The sequence below is a fragment of the Streptomyces sp. NPDC001750 genome (genome assembly GCF_042892615.1).
Classification (GTDB): Bacteria; Actinomycetota; Actinomycetes; order Streptomycetales; family Streptomycetaceae; genus Streptomyces.
Genome location: NZ_JBIAUE010000002.1, coordinates 530,535 through 556,571, shown reverse-complemented (window position 1 = coordinate 556,571; position 26,037 = coordinate 530,535). Strand labels below are relative to the sequence as shown.

24 protein-coding genes and 2 pseudogenes are annotated in these 26,037 nt (G+C 71.8%); 15 read left to right on the top strand and 11 right to left on the bottom strand.

From position 1 onward, the window contains the following. Positions 1-138: 138 nt before the first annotated feature. Positions 139-588 (bottom strand): RrF2 family transcriptional regulator, encoded by a 450-nt coding sequence (locus tag ACFYY6_RS05740; RefSeq protein WP_389191800.1) that lies wholly within the window; start codon positions 586-588, stop codon positions 139-141. 201 nt (positions 589-789) lie between these two features. Between ACFYY6_RS05740 and ACFYY6_RS05735 the strand changes: the two genes are divergently transcribed. From ACFYY6_RS05735 to ACFYY6_RS05715, 5 genes are all read left to right on the top strand, one after another. After that, positions 790-2,196 carry a family 2B encapsulin nanocompartment shell protein gene (locus tag ACFYY6_RS05735; RefSeq protein ID WP_351524788.1) on the top strand — a complete coding sequence of 469 codons (1,407 nt, stop codon included), beginning with the start codon at positions 790-792 and terminating at the stop codon, positions 2,194-2,196. A gap of 346 nt (positions 2,197-2,542) precedes the next feature. Further along, entirely contained in the window at positions 2,543-3,565 is a 1,023-nt protein-coding gene (locus ACFYY6_RS05730; protein WP_360112043.1) for a family 2 encapsulin nanocompartment cargo protein polyprenyl transferase, read from the top strand. Positions 3,566-3,665: 100 nt separating this feature from the next. After that, positions 3,666-4,334, top strand: a complete 669-nt coding sequence (locus ACFYY6_RS05725) for a DUF6304 family protein (protein ID WP_351524787.1) — start codon at positions 3,666-3,668, stop codon at positions 4,332-4,334. 637 nt (positions 4,335-4,971) lie between these two features. After that, a complete protein-coding gene (locus ACFYY6_RS05720) occupies positions 4,972-5,952 on the top strand; it encodes a DUF1648 domain-containing protein (RefSeq protein ID WP_351525374.1) in 981 nt (326 codons plus the stop codon). Between the two features lie 2 nt (positions 5,953-5,954). Then, positions 5,955-6,314: a GntR family transcriptional regulator gene (locus tag ACFYY6_RS05715; protein ID WP_351635863.1), complete on the top strand. Its 360-nt coding sequence runs from the start codon at positions 5,955-5,957 to the stop codon at positions 6,312-6,314. A 267-nt stretch (positions 6,315-6,581) separates the two neighbouring features. Here the strand turns inward: ACFYY6_RS05715 and snpA are convergent, their stop codons facing one another. Then, positions 6,582-7,250, bottom strand: a complete 669-nt coding sequence (gene snpA, locus ACFYY6_RS05710; RefSeq protein WP_351525372.1) for a snapalysin — start codon at positions 7,248-7,250, stop codon at positions 6,582-6,584. 244 nt (positions 7,251-7,494) lie between these two features. Between snpA and ACFYY6_RS05705 the strand changes: the two genes are divergently transcribed. From ACFYY6_RS05705 to ACFYY6_RS05695, 3 genes are all read left to right on the top strand, one after another. Then, positions 7,495-8,448 carry a LysR family transcriptional regulator gene (locus tag ACFYY6_RS05705; RefSeq protein WP_351635867.1) on the top strand — a complete coding sequence of 318 codons (954 nt, stop codon included), beginning with the start codon at positions 7,495-7,497 and terminating at the stop codon, positions 8,446-8,448. A 342-nt stretch (positions 8,449-8,790) separates the two neighbouring features. After that, positions 8,791-9,144, top strand: a complete 354-nt coding sequence (locus ACFYY6_RS05700) for a DUF952 domain-containing protein (protein WP_351525370.1) — start codon at positions 8,791-8,793, stop codon at positions 9,142-9,144. Between the two features lie 80 nt (positions 9,145-9,224). Then, entirely contained in the window at positions 9,225-10,103 is an 879-nt protein-coding gene (locus ACFYY6_RS05695) for an NAD(P)H-binding protein (protein WP_351525376.1), read from the top strand. Positions 10,104-10,368: 265 nt separating this feature from the next. On the opposite strand, the gene ACFYY6_RS05690 is transcribed toward ACFYY6_RS05695, so the two are convergent. Beyond that, positions 10,369-10,848: a VOC family protein gene (locus ACFYY6_RS05690; RefSeq protein ID WP_351525369.1), complete on the bottom strand. Its 480-nt coding sequence runs from the start codon at positions 10,846-10,848 to the stop codon at positions 10,369-10,371. 1,069 nt (positions 10,849-11,917) lie between these two features. Between ACFYY6_RS05690 and ACFYY6_RS05685 the strand changes: the two genes are divergently transcribed. After that, a complete protein-coding gene (locus ACFYY6_RS05685; protein ID WP_389191854.1) occupies positions 11,918-12,391 on the top strand; it encodes a hypothetical protein in 474 nt (157 codons plus the stop codon). Here the strand turns inward: ACFYY6_RS05685 and ACFYY6_RS05680 are convergent. Both ACFYY6_RS05680 and sodN read right to left on the bottom strand, forming a co-directional pair. Next, positions 12,317-12,547, bottom strand: a pseudogene (locus tag ACFYY6_RS05680) (tetratricopeptide repeat protein); the annotation flags it as partial. The gene ACFYY6_RS05685 and the pseudogene ACFYY6_RS05680 overlap by 75 nt on opposite strands. A gap of 163 nt (positions 12,548-12,710) precedes the next feature. Next, positions 12,711-13,106: a superoxide dismutase, Ni gene (gene sodN / locus ACFYY6_RS05675; RefSeq protein ID WP_073781898.1), complete on the bottom strand. Its 396-nt coding sequence runs from the start codon at positions 13,104-13,106 to the stop codon at positions 12,711-12,713. A gap of 193 nt (positions 13,107-13,299) precedes the next feature. Between sodN and sodX the strand changes: the two genes are divergently transcribed. Beyond that, the gene (gene sodX / locus ACFYY6_RS05670) at positions 13,300-13,767 is read left to right on the top strand and encodes a nickel-type superoxide dismutase maturation protease (protein ID WP_351525367.1); all 468 of its coding nucleotides are present in this window, start codon (positions 13,300-13,302) and stop codon (positions 13,765-13,767) included. Here the strand turns inward: sodX and ACFYY6_RS05665 are convergent. Continuing rightward, on the bottom strand, positions 13,671-14,300 hold the full coding sequence (locus tag ACFYY6_RS05665; protein WP_351525366.1) for a CGNR zinc finger domain-containing protein: 630 nt from the start codon (positions 14,298-14,300) through the stop codon (positions 13,671-13,673). The two genes, sodX and ACFYY6_RS05665, sit on opposite strands and share 97 nt — an antisense overlap. A 158-nt stretch (positions 14,301-14,458) precedes the next feature. Here ACFYY6_RS05665 and ACFYY6_RS05660 point away from each other — a divergent pair, with 158 nt between their 5' ends. Further along, entirely contained in the window at positions 14,459-15,148 is a 690-nt protein-coding gene (locus tag ACFYY6_RS05660) for a class I SAM-dependent methyltransferase (RefSeq protein ID WP_351525375.1), read from the top strand. Between the two features lie 119 nt (positions 15,149-15,267). Here ACFYY6_RS05660 and ACFYY6_RS05655 read toward each other — a convergent pair whose 3' ends face one another. From ACFYY6_RS05655 to ACFYY6_RS05645, 3 genes are read right to left on the bottom strand one after another with little or no spacing between them, the layout of a single operon-like run. Next, complete coding sequence (locus ACFYY6_RS05655; protein WP_351520827.1) at positions 15,268-16,035, bottom strand: amino acid ABC transporter ATP-binding protein; 768 nt, start codon at positions 16,033-16,035, stop codon at positions 15,268-15,270. Then, positions 16,032-16,982, bottom strand: coding sequence for an amino acid ABC transporter permease (locus ACFYY6_RS05650; RefSeq protein WP_351520826.1), 951 nt, complete (start codon positions 16,980-16,982; stop codon positions 16,032-16,034). The genes ACFYY6_RS05655 and ACFYY6_RS05650 overlap by 4 nt, the downstream gene beginning before the upstream one ends. Before the next feature lie 27 nt (positions 16,983-17,009). Further along, complete coding sequence (locus tag ACFYY6_RS05645) at positions 17,010-17,972, bottom strand: ABC transporter substrate-binding protein (protein WP_351520824.1); 963 nt, start codon at positions 17,970-17,972, stop codon at positions 17,010-17,012. A gap of 529 nt (positions 17,973-18,501) precedes the next feature. On the opposite strand from ACFYY6_RS05645, the gene ACFYY6_RS05640 reads away from it, so the two are divergent. The 4 genes and pseudogenes from ACFYY6_RS05640 to ACFYY6_RS05625 all read left to right on the top strand — a co-directional run. Further along, entirely contained in the window at positions 18,502-19,728 is a 1,227-nt protein-coding gene (locus tag ACFYY6_RS05640) for an NADP-dependent malic enzyme (RefSeq protein ID WP_351520822.1), read from the top strand. Positions 19,729-20,115: 387 nt separating this feature from the next. Beyond that, positions 20,116-21,081 carry a zinc-binding dehydrogenase gene (locus tag ACFYY6_RS05635; RefSeq protein ID WP_351520820.1) on the top strand — a complete coding sequence of 322 codons (966 nt, stop codon included), beginning with the start codon at positions 20,116-20,118 and terminating at the stop codon, positions 21,079-21,081. Between the two features lie 31 nt (positions 21,082-21,112). Then, positions 21,113-22,594, top strand: a complete 1,482-nt coding sequence (locus ACFYY6_RS05630; RefSeq protein WP_389191797.1) for a cellulase family glycosylhydrolase — start codon at positions 21,113-21,115, stop codon at positions 22,592-22,594. Next, positions 22,591-23,148 (top strand): annotated as a pseudogene (locus tag ACFYY6_RS05625) (Clp protease N-terminal domain-containing protein); the annotation flags it as partial. The gene ACFYY6_RS05630 and the pseudogene ACFYY6_RS05625, both read left to right, overlap by 4 nt. A gap of 197 nt (positions 23,149-23,345) precedes the next feature. Here the strand turns inward: ACFYY6_RS05625 and ACFYY6_RS05620 are convergent. Both ACFYY6_RS05620 and ACFYY6_RS05615 read right to left on the bottom strand, forming a co-directional pair. Further along, complete coding sequence (locus tag ACFYY6_RS05620; RefSeq protein WP_351520816.1) at positions 23,346-24,332, bottom strand: helix-turn-helix transcriptional regulator; 987 nt, start codon at positions 24,330-24,332, stop codon at positions 23,346-23,348. 1 nt (position 24,333) lies between these two features. Next, positions 24,334-25,266, bottom strand: coding sequence for a DUF4097 domain-containing protein (locus ACFYY6_RS05615; protein ID WP_388648201.1), 933 nt, complete (start codon positions 25,264-25,266; stop codon positions 24,334-24,336). Between the last annotated feature and the right edge of the window lie 771 nt (positions 25,267-26,037).

Below are 26,037 nucleotides of genomic sequence, written 5' to 3'. Positions count from 1 at the left end.
TCTCGGCGGTCTCGACGCGAATCAGAATTGGTATCTAAGATTCGCATTTTTGGGTAGGGTGGATCCGGGCGGGTGGTGCCCGGAGTTCTCGGGGGTGCGGGACGGGGGTGCGTGCGGGCGGTGACGGCCCGGGCCGGTTCAGGCGGGAGCCGGGCGGATGCCGCTGATGCCGATCAGTACGGGCCCGGTGGGCGAGGCGACGAGCTGGTCGACGGTGATCGGGTCGAGCGAGGCGTAGAAGGCGTCCTCCGCCTGGCGCAGGGCTCCGCGCAGTCGGCAGGCAGAGCGCAGGGGGCACGGGGTGGCGCCCTCGCACTCCACGACGTCGCCCGGGCCCTCCAGCTCCCGGACGATTCCGCCGATCGAGGCGGAGTGGCCGGCCCCGGTGAGGCTGAGCCCGCCGCCGCGGCCCCGGCGCGCCTCGACGAGGCCGAGGTGCTGGAGCCTGGCGACGACCTTCGCGGCGTGGGTGTACGGCACCTGCATGGTCGCCGCCACTTCACGGGTGGTCGGCGGATCCTCGTTCTCGACGACCGCGAGGCGCATCAGTACGCGAAGCGCCACGTCGGTGAATTTCGTCAGCCGCATGACCGTCACGGTAGATAAGTTGCATCGAGGATGCAACTTAAGGGTGCCCGTCGGCGCCCACCCGGGACCGAGGGGCGTCGTGCCCAGTCCAAACCCCAATTAGTCACACTCTTTTGTGTAATGGTGCGCCGCCCTCGGGTGCTGAAAGGCTTCTTCGCGCTGGTCAGCCGATCATTCGAGAGTCATTCGAGAGGACGACAGATGTCCGTTGGTGAAGAGGTTCAGCACGTGACGTTGCCGCCCCAGCAGAGTCTGGGCACGGCGGCGGCGCGGAACCTCGCGACGACCACCAAGTCCGCCCCGCAGATGCAGGAGATCACCTCGCGGTGGCTGCTGAAGATGCTGCCGTGGGTGCAGGTGCAGGGCGGCACCTACCGGGTGAACCGGAGGCTGAGCTACTCGGTGGGGGACGGCCGGGTGACCTTCGTGCAGACCGGTGACCGGGTCGCGGTCATCCCCGCCGAGCTCGGAGAGCTCCCCGCGCTCCGGGACTTCGGCGACGAGGAAGTGCTCGGTGAACTGGCCCGGCGGTGCGAGCAGCAGGACATCGCCGCGGGGCAGGTGCTGGCCGCCGCGGGGGACCGGGCGGATCGCGTCTACCTGCTGGCGCACGGCAAGGTCGAGAAGGTCGGCACCGGGCAGTACGGGGGCGAGACGGTGCTCGGGGTCCACGCCGACGGGGCCTACTTCGGTGACCGCTCCCTGCTCGACGGCGAGGCCGTCTGGGAGTACACGGCCCGTGCGCTCACCGCGTGCACGGTACTGACGCTGAGCCGCGCGGACGTCCTGAACCTCGCCGAGCGCGCCGATTCGCTCCGCGCGCATCTCACCGGACTGCTCAACGTCCCGCAGCAGCGCACCAACAAGTACGGCGAGGCGGCGATCGACCTCTCCGCCGGCCATGTCGGCGAGGCCGTGATCCCGCACACGTACGTGGACTACGAGGTCTCACCGCGCGAGTACGAACTGAGCGTCGCGCAGACCGTGTTGAAGGTCCACAGCAGGGTCGCCGACCTCTACAACCAGCCGATGAACCAGACCGAGCAGCAGTTGCGGCTGACGGTCGAGGCGCTGCGCGAGCGCCAGGAGCACGAGCTGGTCAACAACCGCGAGTTCGGCCTGCTCCACAACTGCGACTACGGGCAGCGCATCCAGCCGCACGACGGCGTGCCCGGCCCGGACGACATGGACGAACTGCTCTCGCGCCGCCGCGGCTCGAAGCTGTTCCTGGCCCACCCGCGGGCCATCGCGGCGTTCGGCCGCGAATGCAACAAGCGCGGCCTGGTGCCCGAGAGCGTGGACGTCGGCGGGCACCACGTACCGGCCTGGCGGGGCGTGCCCATCTTCCCGTGCAACAAGATCCCGATCACCGACGCCCGGACCACGTCGATCATCTGCATGAGGACGGGCGAGGCGGAGCAGGGCGTCGTCGGGCTCCAGCAGTCCGGCATCCCCGACGAGATCGAGCCCAGCCTGTCGGTCCGCTTCATGGGCATCGACGAACAGGCCATCATCTCCTACCTGGTGACGGCCTACTACTCGGCGGCCGTCCTCGTGCCGGACGCGCTCGGCGTCCTGGAGAACGTCGAGGTCAGCCGCTGGCGGTAGCCGCTCGGGGGCCGGGCGGCGGAGCCGGGCCCCGGACAACCCCCGCCCCGGGCCGTCGGGCCCGGGGCGGCATCGGGAGGACGACGCCTCAGTGAAGACGCACCACGCAATCCCCTCACCCACCCCCCGGACGCCGGACGACGACCGTCCGGCCCCTCTCATGAGCCTGGACGGCGCGGGTCCGGCGGTGTCCGTGGCCCCGGACGGCGGCGGCCCGGCCGCTTCCGCGCCCCCCGGCGGCGGCACGGCCGTCTCCATGGCCTCCGGCGGCGGTCAGATCGCTTCCGTGAACTCCGGCGGCGGTCCGGCCGTTTCGGCCGCACCGGTTCCGGAGCCCGCTGCCGTGATGCCGGGACTGGAGGCCGCGGCTCTCCTGGAACGGACCAGGACGCTCGTCGATCCCGGACTGCGCGCGGCCATCGACTCCTTGCCCGGATCGATCCGTCGCGTCGCCATGTACCACTTCGGCTGGCGGGAGGCCGACGGCGCCCCCTCCGGAGGGGCGGCGGGCAAGGCGATCAGGCCCGCGCTCGTGCTCGCCGCCGCCCGGGCGCTGGGCGGCGACCCGCGGCGTGCGGTACGGGCGGCCGTCGCCGTGGAACTGGTCCACAACTTCACCCTGCTGCACGACGACGTGATCGACGAGGACCGGACACGCCGTCACCGCCCCACCGCCTGGACGGTGTTCGGCATTCCGGCCGCGATCATCACCGGTGACGCGATGCTTGCCCTCGCCCAGCGGCTGCTCGCGGAGGACGACGGCCCGGTGGCGGCCCGTGCCTCGGCGAGGCTGTCGACCTGCGTCGTCGAACTCTGCGCCGGGCAACAGGCCGACTGCTCCTTCGAGGACCGCGGGCCGGACGAGGTCTCGCTGGACGAGTGCCTGACCATGGCCACGGCCAAGACCGGCGCCCTGCTCGGCTGCGCGTGCGCGCTGGGGGCGCTGTACGCGGGTGCCGGGGAGCGGGCCGTCGGCGCGATGGACGGATTCGGCCGGGAGACGGGCCTCGCCTTCCAGCTGATCGACGACCTGATCGGGATCTGGGGAGACCCGGAGCGCACCGGGAAGCCCGTAGGGGCGGATCTGACCGCCCACAAGAAGTCCCTGCCGGTGGTCGCCGCACTGACGTCCGGCACCCCCGCCGCAGCCGAACTGGCCGCGCTCTACCGGGGATCCATGAACACACCCGCGGAGGTGGACCGGGCGGCCGACGCCATCGAACGGGCCGGCGGCCGGGACTGGGCCCAGGTGTGCGCGGCGGACCGGATGGCGCGCGCGGTCCACCACCTCTCGCGTGCGGTGCCCGATCCGGACCGGGGCGGTGACCTCCTGACCCTGGCGGAATTCGTCACCCGTCGTACGTACTGAAGGCGGCGGGAACGGCAGGGGCGCCGAGGTCACGGGGTCCGCGGGACGAAGCGGAGGGTGACGGGGCGACTGTCATGGGCACGGGCTACAGTCCCTGCCCATGACAGATGAGTCATGGGCAGGGTGGTACCGGGACCGGCAGGGTTCCGACGCCGTCGTCCTCACCACCGACGGACAGCAACTCCGCCTCCGCACCAGGGGCGTCGACTTCGAGGGCGAGAGCTTCGACGGGCTCGGCCCGGTGGCCGGCACCCCGCCGCCCGACGGGATCTTCGCCCTGGTCGACGGCGTGCTGGGCGACTGCGTCCTGGAGTGGGATCTCCCGCTCCCCGTGTTCGGCGACGGCACCGTCCATCAGGCCACGCTCAGTTGCCTGTTGTCGCTGCGCCGCCCGGATCCGTATCTGTACCTGGAGCTGCAGTTCGGCGGAGCCGCGTACGGATCCCACCGTGCGGAGGGCGACTTCGCCTCCGCGCTCGCCACGATCCAGCGCGCCCTGCCGCCGGGGGTCCGCCTCCAGTCCTGCATCGCCTGCGCCTTCTCGGACTACCTTCCGGCCTCCGGCCGGGGCCTGTCCGGCGGGCTCGCCTGCTTCCGGGGCGTCAAGGACGCCTACCGCGAGGCGGTCGGCGAGGGGGCCGTCCAGGAGCTGTGGGGCCGGCGGACGGGGCTCGTCCAGGAGATCTGGAGCTGCCGTGAGTACGAGCCCCGGCCGGAGCAGGGCGCCGGTACCGGGCACCGGGGCGCGTTCCCCCTGGAACTGGCCTGAACCGGCATCGTTCCGAACCGCGATCGACTGTCATGAACTGGTCTGAAACGGGCTGGGAGTGCCCGGCGCCGTGATTTTCCGGTGAATCGACCGGCCCTCGGTGCTCCGTTCCCCGGCCGTGCCTGTGCGGCCCAGGCACGGCCGGGCGGAGCGCCTTCGTTCCGCCGTGCCGCACCGGTGCCGTATCGGCTTTCCCCCGGCGCCCCGCCGCCCGCCATCCCGTGGGCCGGGGCGCCCCGCCTCACGTCACCGTACGAACCGCAAGGGTCGCGTCCGGCCGAGTACGTCGGCCGCGACCGGCCGCGACCGACGGCACGGGCTCCGCGGCTAGTGCCGCATCAGGCAACGTTCGCCCCGTCGCGACGCCCGGCACGCCCTCTCGCCGCACCGGCCGAAATCCCAAGTACATCCAGTACGAGGGCTTCCGGCCGGCACACCGAGAGCACGTACCGGACGCGCTCCTTGACGGGTAAACGTTGCCTGCCGCGGCACTAGTGCTGTGGCCGGAAGGGTTTGCCGGGAAGCTCGCGGCGCCGGTGTGGTCGAGACGTTCCTCCGCCTCTCGGACTTTCCTCCGCCCCGGACCTCCTCCCCGTCACTTCATTGTTCTACTATCATGCGAACAAGGGAGGTTTTCATGAAGCGTAAGAACCTGGGTGGCGCGGTCGTCGTCGCGTTCCCGTTCCTGCTGGCGCTCGTGGTCGAGCTGGTGCTGTTCGTCGTCCTCCGCGACCGGATTCCCGAGCAGATCGCCGGCCACTTCCGCCCCGACGGCCGGGCAGACCGGTACATGGGGCGGGAGTGGCACGTCGTGGGCGGCTCCGTGCTGTTCGCGACGACGGGTGTGCTGTGGACCCTGACGTTCGTGCGGGGGAAGTTCTACGGGCGGGCCCACCACCTGATGGTCGCCGCCGGATACGCCTTCGCCGGGTTCCTGGGCTGGCTGATGGCCGCCACGCTGCTGGCCAACGTGGACGCCGGTGCGAACGCGCAGGGGGAGGCGCAGGGTGTGTCGTTCCCGATGTGGCAGCTCGCGGCCGCCCTGGCGGTCGCCGCGGTCGCCGGTGGGCTGGGGCTGGTGGCGGCGACACTGCTGCCCGTGCCGGAGCCGCCCGAGGCGGTGCGGACGCAGGACGGTCCGCGAATCACGCTCGCCGACGGGGAGGTCGCCGGATGGGCCCGCAGCGCGGGGAGCTGGTGGACGCCGCTGCTCGCGTTCGTGCTCGTGGCCGGCGGGGTGGTACTGCTGCTCACCGCGGGCTGGCCGGCCGCGATTCCGCCCCTGGTCCTCGGCGTGCTGCTGGTCGTCTTCGCCCGGCCGTACGTCGTGGTCGACCGGCGCGGTGTCACGATCTCGGGCATGCTGCCCTGGCCGCGGCTGAGGGTGCCGCTCGACCGGATCGAGTCCGCCGTCAGCCGGAACATCAACCCCATCGCGGAGTTCGGTGGATGGGGCTATCGCATCCGGCCCGCGCGCAGTGGGCTCATGGTCCGCTCGGGCGAGGGCGTCGTGGCGACCCTGGCCGACGGCCGGGAGTTCGCGGTGACCGTCGACGACTCGGCGACCGCCGCCGCGCTCCTCAACACTCTGATCGACCAGCGACGGGCGGAACGCTGACCATGCTCTTCAGGGTCGATCCCACGTCCACCGTGCCACTCGGCGACCAGATCGCCGCCTCCGTCCGCCGGGCCGTCGCCGACGGCACGGTGACCTCGGGCGAACGCCTGCCCGCCGCCCGGGTCCTGGCCGAGTCCCTCGGGGTCAACGTCCATACCGTGCTGCGTGGTTATCAGCAGCTTCGCGAGGAAGGGCTGATCGAACTGCGCCGGGGGCGCGGCGCGGTCGTCACCGGCGGCGCCTCCCCGCACCGGGCCCGGCTGTTGCAGCTCGTACGCGAAGTGGTGTCCGGCGCACGCGAGTTGGGTCTGACGGAGGACGAACTGCTGGCCCTGGTCCGTGACGCGCTCAACCAACCGTAGGACGGCTGTCCGTGCCAGACCCGTGTACGCCAGGCTCTCCCGCGACCGCACCACCGGGCCGGGCGGTGCCCGTCCGTGTGCGGCCGCTCTCCGTACCACGCGGGGGTCCTCCGCGGCCGTGCGGTGTCGTGCCGCAGGGCCGTGTCGCCGTCCGGCCGGCGACGGGGGGCGGGGCCACCCCGTTCTGCGGAGCGGCCCCGCTCGTCACCGGTCAGCCGGACCGGACGTCAGGTCCGGGCCTGCCGACCGGTCCGGGCCGGACGGCCTTCAGGAGGACTGGCGTGCCAGGGCGGCCGCGAAGCCGAACTGCCACAGGGAGTTGACCTGGCTGCGCTCGGTCGTGTTGGGGTAGGCGTTGGTGCAGGACGGGCCGGGCCCGCCGCCGGACATCAGCTCGCTGCACGGACCGGAGTAGTGGTCCGGGAGCCCGAGCACGTGACCGGTCTCGTGCGCGGTCACGCGGGTCGAGTTGTACTGCTGGTTCTGCGCGTAGTCGAGGAAGATGTACCCGTTCCCGTGTCCGTCGGTGCTGGCGTACGAGCCGCGCGAGTCGTTGCCCTCGTAGTACCTGAAGTCGGGGTTCGAGCCCTCCTGGAGCCGCACGTTGGAGACCGAGCTGTTCCATATCTGCGCACTGTTGGCTATCTGGGTGCGGAAGCTCGGCGCGCTCGCCGTGCTGTAGACGATCGTGACCGCCTGGGCACCCGGGTTCGCGGCCCGCTTCTCGGCGACGGACTTGACGACCGCCTCGAAGAACGCCTTGTTGGCCGCGGCGTCCTCGTGCGAACCGGCCTGAGCCGTGTAGCCGGCCTGGGCCGCCGGTGCGGCGGGGGCGGGAGCGGGGGAGGAGGCGATGGCGGGTGCGGTGCCCAGTGCGGCCGCGAGCCCGAAGCCGAGGCCGACCACGGCCGACATGACGGTCCTGGGGTGTCTCATGGGGGGTCTCCTACCGGTTACCGATGTGAGGGACCGTCCGATGAACGGAATCGGACGGGAGCGGTACGGAGAGAGTGTCGGGGAACGGAAGCCCCGGCGGATGATGTCAACCGGCGATAGCCCCGCCCTATCACCGGGTCCGGTACCGGCCCCGGCCGTATGGTCAACTCCCGGTGAATTCACGGAGTTTGAAGTGGTACGGACATCTGGTGCGACGGCTGCCCGCCGTCCTACGCTCGACGGCATGGAGCTTGAGGTGAGACACCTCAGGGCGCTGTGCGCCATAGCGGACGCGGGCAGCCTGCACCAAGCCGCCCGCAGGCTGGGCGTGAGCCAGCCCTCCCTGACCACCCAGCTGCGGCGGATCGAGAAGACCCTCGGTGCCGAACTGTTCTGCCGGGAACGGACCGGCTGCCGCCCGACGTTGCTCGGCCGCGCGGTCCTCAGCCGGGCCCGCCCCCTGGTCGACGGCATGACCGCCCTGGTCAGCGACGCGAAGGCGGAGGCCGACGCGGTACGGGCGTCCGGCCCCCGGCTGCGTATCGGCAGCACCGCGAGCCGGGTCGTCGGCGGCTGGCTGCGCAGGCTGCGGCTCCGGCTGCCGGACACGGACATCTCGCTGCGGGTCGACGTGTCGGCCGGCGCCCTGCTGCGCACGGTCGAGGCCGGCGGGCTCGACGTCGCGTTCGTGCACGAGGTCGAGGGCTGCCCGCTGACCGTCCCCGAGGGGCTGACGCAACGCGTGCTCCTGGACCGAGAACCGCAGTTCGTCTGCATGGCCCGGGACCATCCCGCCGCCGCCCGGTCCGTCGTCGACCTCGGGGACCTGGCCGCGGACCGCTGGATGGTCGACCCGACGGTGGACGGCGAGTGGGACGGGCTGCGCCGGGTGCTCGACGAGGCGGGGCTCGCACCGACCGTCCTGCACGGGGACTACCTCACCGCCGCGTCCCTGGTCGTGCTCGGCGAGGCGGTCGCGCCGTGCCAGCCCACGTCCGGACCGCGCGACGACATGGCCATCCGCCCCCTGCGCGACGACCCCCTCGCCGTACGGCTGCTGCTGGTGTCCCGGCCGGGCGCCGACATGGGGACGGTGTACGCGGAGCTGGAGGCGGCCTACCGCGAGGCGGCCCACCGGGCGGCCGGGTACCGCCAGTGGCTGCTGCGCAACCGCAGCCCGCTCGTCGCCTCACCGTGAACGACGGCTGCCCGGCCCGGGTGTGAGCCCGCACCCGTCACTCGCGGGCGTGCCGTCGGTGGCCGTGGCGGCCTCACGGACCGTCATTCGCGGGCGTGCCGTCGATGGCCCGCGGTCGGCGTACGGACCGTCGTCCACGGTCGTGCAGGCGGTCACTCGTAAAGGGGCTCGCCGCCACTCGGGTGCGCGCTCGCCACGCCTTCCGCGGCTCGCGTGTGTCCGTCGTGCCCTGCGGACGTGTGCGGACTCGGCTCGCATCTGCCCTTATTGCCAACGATGCAGCACATCCGACGCCGCGCGCTGATCCACCACGGATCACGGGGCAGCCCTTAGCGTTGGCCCATGGCCGAACTGCTGCTGCACCTCACCGAAGGCCCCCTGTGGGAGGCGGCCCGCGGGATCGGGACGTACGAGATGTCCACCCGCGGTCGCACCCTGCACGAAGAGGGCTTCATCCACTGCTCGCTGCCGCACCAGCTCGACGGAGTGGCCGAGATGCTGTACGGCGCCGGGAGCCGGGCCGGGGCCAGTGACCAGGACCTGGTTGTCCTCGTCATCGACCCGGACCGGCTGCCGGTCCCCGTACGGTACGAACCCGCCGTGCCTGGCGGCGAGGACTTCCCGCACATCTACGGACCGGTCCCGGTGGACGCCGTCGTGGAGGTGCGCCCCTGGCCGCGCGGGGGAGGCGAGTGAGCGTGAACCCCTCGGACCGCACCGGCCCCACAGCCCCGAGTCCCCCTGCCCCGGGTTCCTCTGCCCACGCCGCGCCCGTCATCGCCGTCACGGGCGCGAGCGGTGCCGTCGGCGGACGCGTCGCGCGACGCCTCGCGCGCGCCGGAGTCCCCGTACGGCTCCTCACCCGCGACCTGTCCCGCCTGCCCGAACTGCCCGGAGCCGTGGCCGCGCCGCCCGCCTCCTACGGGGACGGCGAGGCCATGCGACTCGCCCTCGCCGGGGCGCACACCCTCTTCCTCGTCTCGGCGCACGAGGGCCCCGACCGGGTCCGTGAGCACATGACGGCCGTGGACGCGGCGGTGGCCGTCGGCGTCGAACGGATCGTGTACGTCTCCTTCCTCGGCGCCTCGCCGGACGCCACGTTCACATTCGCCCGGGACCACTGGCACACCGAGGCGCACATCCGGGTCGCCGACGTCCGCCACACCTTCCTGCGCGACAGCCTGTACCTCGCCGCGCTCCCCGCGATGACCGGCCCCGACGGCGTCCTGCGTGGTCCGGGCGGCGACGGCCGGCTGGCGGCGGTGGCGCACGAAGACATCGCGGACGCCGCGACCGCCGTCCTCCTCGCCGACACCGAGACCGACGCAACCCGCCACGACGGGGCCACCTACGACCTCACCGGCCCCGAGGCGTTCACCCTCGCCGAGGCCGCCGAACAGCTCGGCCGGGCCACCGGCCGGACCATCACCTATGTCCCGGAGACCCGCGAGGAGGCGTACGCCTCGCGGGCGCGGTACGGCGCCGAGGACTGGGAGGTGACCGGCTGGGTGACGTCGTACGAGGCCATCGCGGCAGGCGAGATGGCCGTGGTCTCGGACGCCGTGCCGACCCTCACCGGCCACCCGGCGATGGACCTGGCGACCTACCTGAGGCAACATCCGGACAGCTACCGGCACTTGTCGCCGCCGGACTGACCGGGACGCGCGCGAGCCGGAACGGGGCGGAGGGCCACGAGGCGACGTGTACGGAAGCGCCGGGGGGCCCTGGGACCCGCCGCCGTACGTGCACGACATCCGGTGCCGCCCCGGGCCCGGCGAGCCGTGGCGCGTCCAGCTGATGCGTCGACGACGCGGAGGGCGCGGACGCCTGTGGCCGACGGGTCCGGGTGCCGGTTCCGCGGATTGACGCGCCCTCGTCGACTTCGTCGTCGGGGCCGTTCCCCCGTTCCCCCGTTGCGCCTCAGCCCGCGTCGTGCGCCTTGCGCAGCGCGGCGATGTCCAGCTTCTTCATGGTCATCATCGCCGCGGTGGTCCGCGCGGCCCGTGCGGCGTCCTGATCGGCGAGCAGATCGGTCAGCAGGTCGGGGGTGACCTGCCAGGAGACGCCGTAGCGGTCTTTCAGCCAGCCACAGGGCCCCTCTTCGCCGCCGTCGGTGAGCCGGCCCCAGTAGTAGTCCACCTCGTCCTGGTCCGCGCAGCCGATCTGGAACGAGACGGCCTCGTTGAACGTGAACTCCGGTCCGCCGTTCACCCCGATGAACCTCTGGCCGTTGATCTCGAACTCGACGGTCATGACCGACCCCGCGGGCCCGGGCCCGGCTTCCGTGTACCGCACGGTCCTGCCGCGACGGGAGTTACTGAACACCGAGAGGTAGTACTCCGCCGCCTCCTCGGCCTGCCCGTCGAACCACAGACACGTGGTGAAGCCCTCGGTGGTCATCCCTGTCTCCTGTCGTGAGCGCATACCCGCCGGATACGCATGTCCACTCATATCGACCGATCCCGCCCAGGGGACTTGTCGGTCGCACACTGGAGGCATCGGAATTCACGTCGGTACGGTCATCATCACCGGCAACGCGTTCGAGAAGGCGGTCAACGCGCCGAGCGCCCCGTCGAGCGCTGGTCACATCTTCCGTTCTTCGCCCAGGTGTTCGCCGCGACCGAACGGGTCGCGTCGCTCCTGCCGGGATGTCCGGGGCGGGCTTCGGCGGTCCATGAGCCGTGCCTCGTCACCGCACCGAGGCGACGCCGAATCCCCGCGCCGCCCGATGGCGACGCGGTGCCTTCCCGACGTTGATCGAGAAGGTACCGGCTGTCCGAACCGCGTTCACAATCGGGGTGACAACTAGGCCGGTTCGGGTCTTGCGGACGGGGGCGACCAGGCTGGCGCGGGGAACCGTGCGCTACCGGACGGGAGTTGGGGCCGGGCCCCAGTGTCTTCGGCGCCACTACGCGCGGTCTCGCGGATGCGGTGCGTCGAGCTTCCGGAGCGGGGCGGGGGCGGTTCCGGCAGGGTGACGCCCGGCCCCGGCCACTCCTCGTGCTCACCGATCCGGCACGCCGACGCGAGCCCTTCCCGGGCCGGTGCGAGCCCGGTCACGGCCGCTCACCGTACGGACGCAGTCGGCGCTGCTCCCGACACGGGGCGTACGCGTACAGGCCGACCCCGGCACCGGAGCCCTGCTCGATGACGCTGATCGGGACCGCGATGCCGGATGGGCCTCGGTGCCAGTGGCACCAGCCGAAGCCGGGCTGCGCAGGCGGTTTCGGCTGCCCTGGTCGCGCGGTCATCGCACCGCCTGGCACCGGGAGCACCGGCAGGGCGGAAGCGCACCCGACGGGGCCACGGTCTTCGCTGGGACGACCTCGGCTTTCGGGCGGACAAGGCGAGTCATCCCTGCGATTACGACGGAGGGAAGCAGCGGGTGCCGCTTGAACCGTCCGCCGGGACGGGTGACGGGCTGCGTGGTCATGCTGTGTCGCCCGGGGGCCCCGTATAGCGGGACGGCATGGGTGCGGCCCCGTTCTTGTCGCGATCGAATGCGGCCCAGACACACTTTCCGGGACGCGTCCTCTCCTTCACGCCCCAGTTGTCGGCAGTCGCCGAGACGACCAGCAAGCCGCGGCCGTCGACGGCGGACTCCTCGGGAACGCCCTGGGCGGGGGCGTTGTCGCTGGCGTCGTGGACCGTCGATGCGCAGCTGTTCGTCGAGGGACTCGACGCGTACGAGGATCAGGCGGCCGACAGGTGTTGCGTGAAATACGGCGTTGGCAACGAGCTCCGATGCGCACAGCCGCATGTCATCGAGGCGGCTGGTCTCGCGCGCGGCGCGCGGCGTGGCTCGACGACGAGGGGCTTCGCAGGCGAGCTGATAGCCGACCTGGTAGTAGCGCTGGGCGGCAGCCTACTGGCCCAGGTTGTGGTGCTTTTACCCGGCGGGGTAGGCGAGTTCTGCGACCGCATCGAACGCGGCCCGACGTAGGGCTTCGCTGCGGAACCGGCCCCGAAGGTTGGGGGCGGTGGTGTCGGCGAGGTACGCGGTGACCGTGGTCAGGCCGTGGCCGCCGCCGAGGCGTTCGTCGGCCACGCTGAAGGCCGCGGTGATCTGCCATACGACGTCCGGCCGGTCCTCGGCCGCGCGTCCGCCGTCACCACGCCGCGGATCCGCGCCCACCCGCGGCCGGGCGGAACGGACCGCACCCGGGCCGTCGTGGACGCCGTGATCGGCGGCCCGCGGACCGGGTGCGGTCAGGAGGACCCGGCGACCGAGGAGGCCGCGGATCAAAGGGTGTGACCGAAGGTCACGCCTTCTTGGTCTCCCAGAAGATCTTGTCGATCTCGGCGATGTAGTCCAGCGCCTTCTGGCCCGTCGCCGGGTCCGTGGACGCCTTCGCGGCCGACAGGGCCTTCAGGGCGTCGTTGACCAGCTGGTGCAGCTGCGGGTACTTCTCGAAGTGCGGGGGCTTGAAGTAGTCGCTCCACAGCACCGAGATGTGGTGCTTGGCCAGCTCGGCGCGCTGCTCCTTGATGACCGTGGCACGGGCCCGGAAGTGCGGGTCCTCGTTGGCCTGGTACTTCTCCTGGACGGCCTTGACGGACTCCGCCTCGATGCGGGCCTGGGCCGGGTCGTACACGCCGCAGGGCAGGTCGCAGTGGGCGCTGACCTTCACCTTGGGGGCAAACAGGCGGGAAAGCATGGAGCTGTCCTTCCTCGTGATCGTCTTCTCAGGTGGGACATTACTCCGTGAGAGACCGGTTTTCGTGGGTGGCCCCGGGGGCTTAGGCCAAAAGTCCGGGGTGAGCGTGGGTCCGGTGGCCGAAAGTACGGAACGCTGTAGGGGACCGTGTGGTGGATCCTGGTGCTGGACGGAGCGGGGAGGTGCCGGAGAGATGAGAGAGGTGCCGGAGGTGCCGGACGTGCCTGAGCCGACGCGGGATAGGTCCGGGCGGGGGCCGACGGGACGCGTGCCGTTCCAGGTGGTGGAGGTGACGGGGCCGTCGATGGTGCCCACGCTCCATCACGGCGACTGGCTGCTCGTGCACTACGGGGCGACGGTGCGCCCCGGGGACGTGGTGATTCTGCGCCACCCGTTCCAGCAGGACCTGCTGATCGTCAAGCGGGCCGCCGAGCGGCGCCGGGGCGGCTGGTGGGTGCTGGCCGACAACACGTTCGCGGGTGGCGACAGCACGGACTACGGGACGGTGCCCGAGGAGTTCGTGCTGGCCCGGGCCCGGGTGCGGTACCGGCCGCTGAAGAAGGATCAGCGCACGCTGCGCGGGGTGCTCGCCTGGGCGGTCCGTGCCGTGCGGCCGGTCTCGGCGGCGCGTTCCGTCTCCAGGCGCTTGCGGGCCCGGTAGGCGGCCACGTTGGCGCGGGTCGCGCAGCGGTCCGAGCAGTAGCGGCGGGAACGGTTGGTCGAGGTGTCCAGGTAGGCGTTGCGGCACGGTGCCGACTGGCACAGGCCGAGCCGGTCCGCGCCGTACGAGGTGAGGTGGAACGCGAGCCCCATCGCGGCGATGGCCGCGTACCCGGCCGTCGCGTTCGACGGATGGTCCGCCAGGTGCATGTGCCAGTCCGGCTTGCCGTCCACGTCGCGCACATCGTGCCCGGAGATCTGCGGGCTGACCGGGAATTCCAGCAGCAGGGAGTTGAGCAGGTCGACGGCGAGCGTCTCGTCGCCCCCGTCGGCCGCCTCGAAGACCGCGCGCAGGCGGGCCCGTACGGACCGGAAACGGGTCACGTCCGCGTCGGTGGCGCGCCGGGCCGCCTGCTGGTTGGCGCCGAAGAGTTCGCGGACCGCCTCCACCGAGGTGAGGGAGTCCTTGCTGCGGGCCGGCTCCTCGGTGTTGACCAGTTTCACGGCGTAGTCCGAGTAATAGGCCAGTTCCACTTGTAGTCCTTACGGAGTCGGTCTAAAGTCTTGCCGAACGCTGTAACGGGCTTTTTCCGTACCAGGGTATTACATGGAGGTATCTCGTGGCGGAGACGACCGCGCACACCGACTGGGCGGCCTGGCAGGAGAGCTGGGACCGGCAGCAGGAGTGGTACATGCCCGACCGTGAGGAACGGTTCCGCGTGATGCTGGACATGGTCGAGGCCTTCGTGGGGCCCCGGCCGCGCGTCCTCGATCTCGCATGCGGTACGGGAAGTATTACGGACCGGCTGCTCAAGCGGTTCCCGGAGGCGACCAGTACGGGCGTCGACCTCGACCCCGCGCTGCTCGCCATCGCCCGCGGGTACTTCGACGGCGACGAGCGCGTCACGTTCGTCACCGCCGACCTCAAGGACCCCGACTGGGCCGGGCGGCTGCCGCACGACTCGTACGACGCCGTTCTCACCGCCACCGCCCTGCACTGGCTGCACGCCGAGCCGCTCACCGCGCTCTACCGGCGGATCGGCGGGCTCGTCAGGGACGGCGGGGTGTTCATGAACGCAGATCACATGATCGACACCGACACGCCCCGGATCAACGCGGCCGAGCGCGCGCACCGGCACGCAGGGATGGACCGGGCCAAGGCCGCGGGGGCCGTGGACTGGGCGGACTGGTGGGCCCTCGCGGCCAAGGACCCGGTGCTCGCCGAGCCGACCGCCGAGCGGTACAGGATCTACGGCGAACACGCGGACGGCGACATGCCGTCGGTGCGCTGGCACGTCGACACCCTGCGCGAGGCGGGGTTCGGCGAGGCACGCGCCGTCTGGGCGTCGCCGTCGGACACCTTGGTGCTCGCCGTCAAATGAGGCGGGCGGTGCCGGTGGTGCGGGTGGTGGCGCCGTCGCGGCTCCGTCCGTGCTGACGCGAGAGAGGGCGGTGCGGGCCCGGCCGGGCCCGCACCGCCCTCCCTCGGTGTCCCGGCCGGTCAGAGCACCTTCGACAGGAACGACTTCGTCCGCTCGTGCCGAGGCCTGGTCAGGACCTCGCGCGGGTGGCCCGACTCGACCACCACGCCGTTGTCCATGAAGACCAGCGCGTCGCCCACCTCGCGGGCGAAGCCCATCTCGTGGGTGACGACGACCATCGTCATGCCGTCCTCCGCGAGCGAGCGCATGACGTCCAGGACGTCGCCCACCAGTTCCGGGTCGAGCGCCGACGTCGGCTCGTCGAAGAGCATCAGCTTCGGCTCCATGGCCAGGGCGCGGGCGATGGCCACCCGCTGCTGCTGGCCGCCGGACAGCTGGGAGGGGTAGTTCCCCGCCTTGTCGGCCAGGCCCACCCGGTCCAGCAGCCGCTCGGCGCGGGCCCGCGCCACGGCCTTCGCCTCGCGCTTGACCTGGACCGGGGCCTCCATGACGTTCTCGATCGCCGTCATGTGCGGGAAGAGGTTGAAGCGCTGGAAGACCATCCCGATGTCCCGGCGCTTCAGGGCGACTTCGCTGTCCCTCAGCTCGTAGAGCTTGTCGCCCTTCTGGCGGTAGCCGACCAGCTCGCCGTCGACGTAGAGCCGTCCGGCGTTGATCTTCTCCAGGTGGTTGATGCACCGCAGGAAGGTCGACTTGCCGGAACCGGACGGGCCGATCAGGCAGAAGACCTCGCGCGGGGCGACCTCCAGGTCGATGCCCTTGAGGATGTGCGCGGCGCCGAAGGACTTGTGGACGCCCTCGGCCTTCACCATGGCGGTGGCCTTCATGCCACGCCTCCCTTCGGGCGGCCCAGGGACAGCAGGACGGCCCTGACCTTCTGCAACGGGGTGGGCGGCAGGCTGCGGGTCGAGCCGCGGGCGTAGTACCGCTCCAGGTAGAACTGGCCGACGCTCAGCACCGAGGTCATGATCAGGTACCAGGCCGCGGCCAGGAAGTACATCTCGACCGGGGCGCCGGACGACTGCCCGATGTCCTGCGCGAACTTGAACAGTTCGTAGAACTGGACGGCGGCCACCAGGGACGTCGTCTTGAGCATGTTGATGACCTCGTTGCCCGTGGGCGGCACGATCACCCGCATCGCCTGCGGGATCACGACCCGCCACAGGGTCCTGCCGTGGCTCATGCCCAGCGCGTGCGACGCCTCCGTCTGGCCCTCGTCGACCGAGAGCAGACCCGCCCGGCAGATCTCCGCCATGTAGGCGGCCTCGTTGAGCCCCAGGCCGAGCAGCGCCGTCAGCAGCGGCGTCATGAAGCTCGACCAGTAGTCCTTGTAGATCGGCCCGAGGTTGATGTACTCGAAGACCAGCCCGAGGTTGAACCAGACGAACAGCTGGACCAGGACCGGGGTGCCGCGGAAGAACCAGATGTAGAACCAGGCGATCGACGAGGTCACCGGGTTCTTCGACAGCCGCATGACGGCCAGCAGGACACCGCCGGCGATGCCGATCACCATCGACAGGGCGGTCAGCAGCAGGGTCTTGCCGACGCCCGTCATGATGCGGTCGTCGAAGAAGTACTCCGGTACCGCGCCCCAGTTGATCCGGCCCTGGCCGAAGGCGTAGACGATCGCGACGAGCGCCGCGATGGCGACGACGGCGGAGACGTACCGGCCGTAGTGCCGGACCGGAATGGCCTTGATCGACTGCGGCGCGGCCGACGAGGCGGGGGGCACGGGTGGCCGGTCGGCCGGGCCCGTCTTCTTGATGTCAGTCACGGAAGAAACCTTTCAGCGCCGAACCGGTCAGGATCCGCCGTTCACCTCGGCCTTGGTCACCGCACCGGCCTCCACGCCCCACTTGGCCAGGATCCGGCCGTACTCGCCGTTCTTGATGATCGCGTCCAGGGCCGCCTGGATCGCCTTGGTCAGCTGGTCGTTGCCCTTGGCGACGGCGATGCCGTACGGCGCGGCCTCGACCTGCTCGCCCACGAGCTCGAAGTCCTTGCCGCCACCCGAGGTCTTCACCGCGTGCACGGCCACCGGGAAGTCGGAGGAGCCGGCGTCCGCGCCGCCGCTGCGCAGCCGGGTCTGGGCCTCCAGATCGTTGTCGAAGGTCTCCATCGCGATCGTCTTCCCGCCCGGGCACTTCTTCGCCTCGGACTTGGCGAGGTCGTGCGAGACGGTGCCGCGCTGCACGGCGATCTTCTTGCCGCACAGGTCCGCCCAGGTCTTGATTCCCTGGTCGTCGCCCTTCCTGGTGTAGATCGAGACCCCGGCGGTGAAGTAGTCGACGAAGTCGACGCCCTCGCCGACCTTCTTCCCGGTCTCGGAGTCGACGCCGTTCTGGCGGTCCTTGGTGTCGGTCATCGACGACATCGCCGCGTCGTAGCGCTTGGAGCGCAGACCCGTGATCAGCGTGTCGAACGTGCCGTTCTCGAACTGGAACGTCACGCCGAGCTCCTTGCCGAGCGCGGCGGCGATGTCCGGGTCGATGCCGACCGTTCTACCCGACTTGTCCTTGAACTCGACCGGCGGGTACGCGATGTCCGAACCGACCCTGACGACACCCTTGGCCTTGATCTCCGGCGGCAGGAGCGCGGCGGCCGCGGAGTCCGTGCCGCCGGGCCTCGTCGAGCCGGAACTGTTGGATCCGCTCTTGGTCTGGTCGCCGCACGCGGTCAGCAGCATGACTCCGGCGAGCGCGATGGTGCCGACCGCCGCCATTCGGGACTTCGTGGCCGTACGGCCAAAGGTGCTTGCGGTCATGATCGGAATCCTCCAGCGGATGAAGGGGGGAATTGCCGAGCGATGAACGACACCTGTTCTCAGGTGTCGTCGCTCTGGATAGTGAGGGCATCTTGCCACTCTGACCAGTGCTTTTAGTCGTCCGAGCATGTCAAAATCAGATAACGGGCGATCCCCGGATCTCGTCGCACCGGACCTTCGGGGCCGGACCTTCCGCGAAGTCTCCCCTCGCGTGCCGGAGGATCTCCGGTGTGTCCGGGCCAGTGGATGTCGTGTGTCGATCGACTGAGTTTGTCCTGGTTTCCGACTATGAGTCGTGTCACCGCGTGGTCATGAACTCGTCCGTAATGCGGTCCGTCCGGTAAGAAAGACCTTTACACCCCTCATCCGGGGCTCAGGGCGCGTGTGCGGCGCGCCCCGCGCGTATGTATCTCCCCCCTGCCGGGGCGGGCCAACCGCCGGGCGCAGGGCGCGTACGCGGTGCCCGCCCACCCCTCCTCAACCAGGAGTGGCCACCCTCAAACGATGAAAGACTTAAGGGGTCAACACCATGGCAGCGGAGATCGTCAATCCTCGCGGCGACAGCACCACTGACAGCAGTACCGGCAACGGCACCACCGACGAGCCGTTCGATCCGGCCTTCGCCCTGCACCGCGGCGGCAAGATGGCCGTGCGGGCCACCGTTCCCGTCCGTGACAAGGACGACCTCTCCCTCGCGTACACGCCGGGCGTCGCCAAGGTGTGCAGCGCCATCGCGGAGAACCCGGAGCTGGTCCATGACTACACCTGGAAGTCGCAGGTCGTGGCCGTCGTGACGGACGGGACCGCGGTCCTCGGCCTCGGCGACATCGGACCCGAGGCGTCCCTGCCCGTGATGGAGGGGAAGGCGATCCTCTTCAAGCAGTTCGGCGGGGTCGACGCGGTGCCGATCGCGCTCGCGACCACCGACGCGGACGAGATCGTCGAGACCGTCGTCCGGCTCGCGCCGTCCTTCGGCGGCGTGAACCTGGAGGACATCTCGGCGCCGCGCTGCTTCGAGATCGAGCGCAGGCTCCAGGAGCGGCTCGACATCCCGGTCTTCCACGACGACCAGCACGGCACCGCCGTGGTCACCCTCGCGGCCCTGCGCAACGCGGCGAAGCTGTCCGGCCGTGAGCTCGGTGACCTGCGCGCCGTCATCTCCGGCGCCGGTGCGGCCGGGGTCGCCATCGCGAAGTTCCTGCTGGAGGCGGGGCTCGGCGACGTCGCCGTGGCCGACCGCAAGGGCGTCGTCAGCCGGGACCGCGAGGACCTGACGGCCGTCAAGCGGGAGCTGGCCGAGATCACCAACCGGGCCGGGATCTCCGGCCCGCTGGAGAGCGCGCTGGCCGGCGCGGACGTGTTCATCGGCGTCTCCGGCGGCACGGTGCCCGAGGCGGCCGTCGCGTCGATGGCGCCCGGCGCGTTCGTCTTCGCCATGGCCAACCCGAACCCCGAGGTCCACCCCGACGTCGCGCACAAGTACGCCTCCGTCGTGGCGACCGGTCGTTCGGACTACCCGAACCAGATCAACAACGTGCTGGCCTTCCCGGGCATCTTCGCGGGCGCCCTCCAGGTCCGGGCCTCCCGGATCACCGAGGGCATGAAGATCGCCGCCGCGAACGCGCTGGCGGACGTGGTGGGTGACGAGCTCGCCCCCGACTACGTGATCCCGTCGCCGTTCGACGAGCGCGTGGCGCCCGCGGTGACGGCCGCGGTGGCCGCCGCGGCCCGCGCGGAGGGCGTGGCCCGGCGCTGAGGTCCGGGCCGGGGCGCGGCCCGTTCGGGTCCGGTGTACGGGACGCGTTCGGGTCGGGGGCCCAGATCCGTTCGGGTCCGGGCCTCGTTCGGCCGAGGTCCGTTCAGGGCCGTGGCCCGGTTCCGGACCGAGGCCGTTCGGGCCGGGTTCGAGCCGGGCCGTGGTCGCGGTCCCGGCCCTGGGTCCGGCACCGAGGTCTGCGGTGGGGCGGTGCGGGTACGGGTGCCCGGATGCGGGGTGCGTCTGGGGCGGGCCCGCTGCCCGTCCGCCCCTTTTTCACGCTTTCCCGTGGTCCCTCCGGGTTTCCGTGGCTGTGCCGGGCTGCGCGGCGCGCGTCACACCGGCGGCCGGTTACGCCGGCCCGCGCCCCGGCCTATCGTCGGGGCCATGTTCGCCGCCTACGCAGCCCGCATCGACCGCGACCGTCCCCTCGACGGCCTTGAACTGGGTGAACGTCCCGCCCCCGAGGCGCGCCCCGGCTGGACCACCGTCAAGGTGAAGGCCGCCTCGCTCAACCACCACGACCTCTGGTCCCTTCGCGGCGTCGGCCTCGCCGAGGACAAGCTGCCGATGATCCTCGGCTGCGACGCCGCCGGGATCGACGAGGACGGCAACGAGGTCGTCGTACACTCCGTCATCGGCCAGACCGGGCACGGAGTCGGCCCGAAGGAGCCGCGCTCCATTCTCACCGAGCGCTATCAGGGCACCTTCGCCGAGCAGGTCTCCGTCCCGAGCTGGAACGTGCTGCCCAAGCCGAAGGAGCTGACCTTCGAACAGGCCGCCTGCCTGCCGACCGCCTGGCTCACCGCGTACCGGATGCTGTTCACCAACGCCGGGGTGCGTCCCGGCGATTCGGTACTCGTCCAGGGCGCGGGCGGCGGTGTCGCCACCGCCGCGATCGTGCTCGGCCGGGCGGCCGGGCTGCGGGTCCACGCCACCAGCCGCGACGCGGCCAAGCGCGAGCGCGCCGTCGAACTCGGCGCGGTCGCGGCGCACGAGCCCGGTGCGCGGCTGCCGGAGCGCGTCGACGCGGTCATCGAGACCGTCGGCGCCGCCACGTGGTCCCACTCGGTGAAGTCGCTGCGCCCCGGCGGCACGCTGGTGATCTCGGGCGCGACCAGCGGCGACAGGCCCTCGCACGCCGAGTTGACCCGGATCTTCTTCCTGGAGCTGAAGGTCGTCGGCTCGACCATGGGCTCCAAGGACGAGCTGGAGGACCTCCTGGCGTTCTGCGCGACGACCGGTGTGCGGCCCGTCATCGACGAGGTGCTGCCGCTGGACCGGGCCCGCGAGGGGTTCGAACGGATGGCGTCGGGCGGCCAGTTCGGAAAAATCGTGCTCACCTGCTCTTGAGGTGTACGGGGCGGCCTGCTCTTATCTGGGCATGCCAAAACTGATACCTGCGGTAACACCGGGACGGGCGGGCGTACGGAGCCGGACGCGGACGGGGCGTGTCCTTGCCTCGGCCGTCACCGCCGTCCTCACCTCGTTCGTGCTCGTGGCGGGGGCGCTCGCCCTTGCCGCCGACGCGCGCCCCGCTCCGCCGGACCGTCCCGGCTCCCACCGGACCGCCGACGGCATCCCTCGCCTGACCGACGACCAGGGGCGTGTCCTCACCCTGCGCGGCTGGAACGTCGCGGACAAGGCGAACAGCGGCGACCAGGCCCTGACCGCCATCACCGAGAAGCACTTCCGCGATCTGCGCACCAGGGGCTTCAACCTCGCCCGCCTCCTCGTCTTCTGGGACGATCTGGAGCCGCGCCGGGGCCACTACAGCACCGCGTATCTGCGCCGGATCGACCGGATCCTGGACTGGGCGCGGAAGTACGACATCCAGGTGCTCATCGACGCCCACCAGGACGTCTTCGGCCCGGCGTTCGGGAGCCGGGGCATCCCGGCCTGGGCGACCCGCACCGACGGACTGCCCTTCACCCCGCACCCCGACGACTGGTTCTCCGAGTACTTCGAGCCCGCCGTGCAGCGCGCCTTCACCCATCTCTACGAGGACCCCGACCTCCAGCGCGCCCAGGCGCGGATGTGGCAGGTGCTCGCCGCCCGCTACGCGCACCACCCCGCCGTCCTCGGCTACGACCTGATCAACGAGCCGATGGGGGAGATGAGGGAGGGGGAGGACCTGGCGGCGGCCGCCCGCCGCATCGAGGCCCGGCAGATCACCCCGATGTACAACAGGCTGGCCCGCGCGATCCGTTCGGTCGACCGGTCCACCTGGCTGTTCGTCGAACCCACCCCCATCGTCGGTGAGGGCGTCCCCACCGGGCTGGGGGCCGTGGCGGACCGACGGACCGTCTACTCGCCGCACTTCTACAACGCCGCGATGGAGGCGGGGGGCGACTACGACCCGTCGGCCGGCTGGGTCGAGGCGTACGAGGCCGCCGTCACCCGGTATCCGGCGCGGCACCGCGTCCCGATCGTCGTCGGTGAATGGGGCCCGCTCAACAACACGCTCCCGAACATGGGCCGCTTCTACCGGGACGCGATGTCCTCGCTGAGCCGCTACAGCTCCGGCTGGGCCGGGTGGGTGTGGTGCTACGGGGGCGGATACTGCGCCCTGGACGCCTCCGGCGCCTTCGCGAAGAACAAGGAGCGCACCGCCACACCGTACGCGCCCGCCGTCGCCGGAACCGTCCGTTCCGACACGTACGACGACGCCACCGGCCTCTACCGGCTCGCCTACACGGCGGGTCGGCACGGTGTCACGGAGATCTCCCTGCCGTCGGCCACCGGGGCGTGGCGGATCTCGGTGACCGGTGACGCCAAGGCGCGCAGGGACGGCGGCGAGGTGCTGGTCCGGGCCCGGCCGGGTTCCCGTGTCACGGTCACGGTGGCCCCGGCGAGGCGCGGCTGAGAACGCCTCCCGACACGACGGAGGCCCGTACGGCCGTGACCGGTGCCGTGGCCCACGCCGAACGGGCCGGGGCCGCATCGGTCACGGACGGACCCCTGCTGCCGGGACTGCCGGCCCGGCGAAGCGGCCGGGCCGCCTCCGTCGCCGCGTCACTCGGCCTCGCCGGCCGACGGGCGGCGGTCGAAACCGATCCGGCCGCCGCGCGCCGCCGCGGCGGACCGACCCGGGCCGACGCGGACGCGCTCGCCGGTACCGGCGTCGATGCCGACGCGATCGTCGCCCGTGTCGAGGAGGCCCACGGCACGGGCGTGCTGGACCGGCCCGGTCGAACGGGCGGGCCGAGGCACCGCCCGTTCGGCCGCGGGGCGAAGGGCGTCCTGGCGAGGGCGCTGCGGATCGCGGTGGGGCGGCAGGACCGGCGCATCGGCGACGAGCACATTCTCCTGCCGCTCACCGCCCGCCCCGGCGTGGCCGCCGATGTCCTCGCCGCCCACGGCGCGACGTACGAGACGGTGGATCGTGCGCTGCACGGAGGAGGCGGGGAACGCGGAGAGCACGGGGAAGACGGGGAGGACGGGGGAGCGGGGCGGATGCGGAGGGCGGGCCGAGCCCGAGCGGGCCCCTCGGCCGTCGCTCCCGTCCCTCGGACGTTCGCCCGCCGGTTCCCGCCCGCCGGCTGCCAGGCCGTCGGACTCGCCCGCGGGCCGTGCGCCCGTCGCCCCTCGTCCGGCCCCGGTCTCTTCCCGGCGGCTCATCCCTTCTCGCCGTCGTCCTTCCGCAGCAGCGCCCCGATGCGGGCCGCGGCCGTCGACAGATGGCGGCGGGCCTCCGTGAGCTGCTCCTCGGTGACGCCGTGGTCGCGGGCGGCGTCACGGATGTCGTCGCGGAACCGGTCCAGCAGCCGTTCCAGGTCGCGGGCCGGCTCGCCGGTGCCCACGGACTCCCGTCCCCACTCGGGGTCGGCGCCCGCGGGTTCCGGCTTGATGTACGGGGGCCAGCTGCCCGTCCTGGCGAATGTGCCCAACTGTCCGGTGATCTCGGCCAGTCCTTCCCGTACGCCGGAGGGCCAGTCGCCCCGCGCGAAGTGCTCCTGCACCTGGCGGGCGGCGTTCTGCATCTGCTCGCGCGCCCTGTCCTGGGCCTCCTTGGCCTGGCGGCGGGCCTGCTGGGCCTCCTCGCGCGCTCGGCGCGACTCGTCCTTCGCGCGACGGGCCTGTTCCTTCCATTCCTGCTTGGCCCTGCGCAGCTCCTCCTTCACGGACGACCAGGACTCCTTGTCGCCGAGGTCCGCGAACTCGCCGAACGGGAAGTCCCGGTCGCCCTTGCGGTCCGTGGAACCGGCACGACCCTGTCTGGTCTCGTGCGCCGCGGCGCGCATCTCGCTGCGCAGCTTGCCGGCCGCGCCGCGCACGTCGTCCCTTATCTCGGCGGCCAGTTCGGAGACGGAGTCCCTGATCTCCTCCTCCAGATCGGCCAGTTCACCGGTCCGGCCCGCCAACTCGGCGCGGCCCGCGTCGGTGATCGAGTAGACCTTGCGCCCGCCCTCGGTGGCATGCGTGACGAGCCCCTCGGCCTCCAGCTTGGCGAGCCGCGGATAGACCGTGCCCGCCGACGGCGCGTACAGGCCCTGGAAACGCTCCTCCAGGAGGCGGATCACCTCGTATCCGTGGCGCGGGGCCTCGTCGAGCAGCTTCAGCAGATAGAGGCGGAGGCGGCCGTGGGCGAATACGGGTGGCATGTCAGAGCACCTTTCCGGTCGGCTCGGTGGCGGTCGGACCGGAGGCGGTCGGCTCCGTGGCGGGAGGTTCCGCGGTGGTCGGCTCGGAGTCGTACGGGCCGGAGTCGTGCGGGTCGTCCTCGGGTGCCGGGCGGCGCAGCAGGGCGATCGATCCCGACACCGTCGTCGCCCGCAGCTTCCCGGTCCCGGCGCCGAGGGTGCCGGTGATCTTCTTCGCGCCCCACTGGCCGCTGACCCGCAGGTCCTCGAAGCCGTTGGACACGGTGCCGCTCGCGGTGTTCGCCTCGACCGTCGCGTCCGCCGGATGCGGCAGCCGGATCGCGATCTCGCCGGACACCGTGGTCAGCCGGACGTCCGTGGGCCGCCCCGACGGATCCAGGTCCAGCACCATGTTGCCGTTGACCGAGTCCGCCCGGACCGAGGTCCCGGCACCCTCGACGACCGTCAGATCGCCCGAGACCGTGTGGAAGCGCAGCTCGCCGGTGACCGACTGGGCCTCCACGTTGCCCGACACCGTCTCGGCCCGGATCGGGCCGGAGAGTCCGACGAGCGTGGTGTCGCCGCTGACGCCCCGTACCTCCGTGCGTCCGTCGATCCCGGACACCACCGCCCCGGCGCCGACCACGCCGACCGCCACCGCCGACCCGGCCGGTACGGCCAGGGACACGACCGCGCGGCGGTTCCAGCTGGTGCGGTCGAACAACTTGAGGAAGTCGTTCCACGGCAGGCCCTCGTACGCGACCGTGAGCGCGCCGTCCTCGTGGGTCACGATCAGCGGCGGGCCCTCGATCTCGGAGATCTCCAGCCGGGCGGTCGGCTCGTCGGTGCCGACGACGTTGACGGCGCCGCCGACGATGCGCACGTCGAGCGAGGTCACCGGGGCGTCGAAGGTCAGTTTCTGGGGCTCGGCGATGGCCCATGTCGACACAGGCATGGATCTGGCCTCCCGGCTAACGCGGAATGACGCAACATATCGCGTCTCTTGGTTGTCACGATATATCGCGGCTCCAGGAAGTCAAGGGAGGCCGGGGGAGAGGGCGGATGCGGGGTGCGGGCGCGCGCGGGGTCGCGTGGCGGCCTCATCGCTTTGGAATCGGGCGATATGTCCTGACGTGTGGGACGGCCGGGGCGGCTGGGGCATTCGGGGAGGCCGGGGCGGGGAAACGGGCCGGACGGTTGGGACGGACCAGGCGGACGGGACCGGTGGGATGCATGGGGTGGGTCGGGGAGGCAGGGCGGCAGGTGCGACGGGCCGGGCGGCCGGGGCGGCCGCAGAGCCGGTCGACCGGGGCGCGGCGGACCGGGCCGCGGCCCTCGCGGCCGGTTCCTCCTGGCCGGTCCTGGCCGTGCGGTGGGACGGCGACCGCGCCGGGCACGTCCTCGGTCCGGGTTCCGGCGGCCGGCGGCCGGTCGGGCAGGTGTGGTTCGCGAACGGCACGCCCGCCGGTGAGGACGAGGCCATGCGTACGCTCGCCGAGCGTCTGGGGCCGGACCCCGTCCTGGACGTCCAAACGCTCGTCGGGTCGGCCCGACCCGCCCCGGACGCCGATGCCCGCAGTCGGTTGCTCGGGGTGTCGCCGTGCTCGCCCGCATCGGGGCGGCCCTGCCGTCCGGCTGGAGTCGGGCGCGTCCACGGACCGGCTCCGGACGGTGGCCGACGGGCTGCCCGGGGCGGAACCGTCGTCGAGGGCGGCGGGCGCGAAAG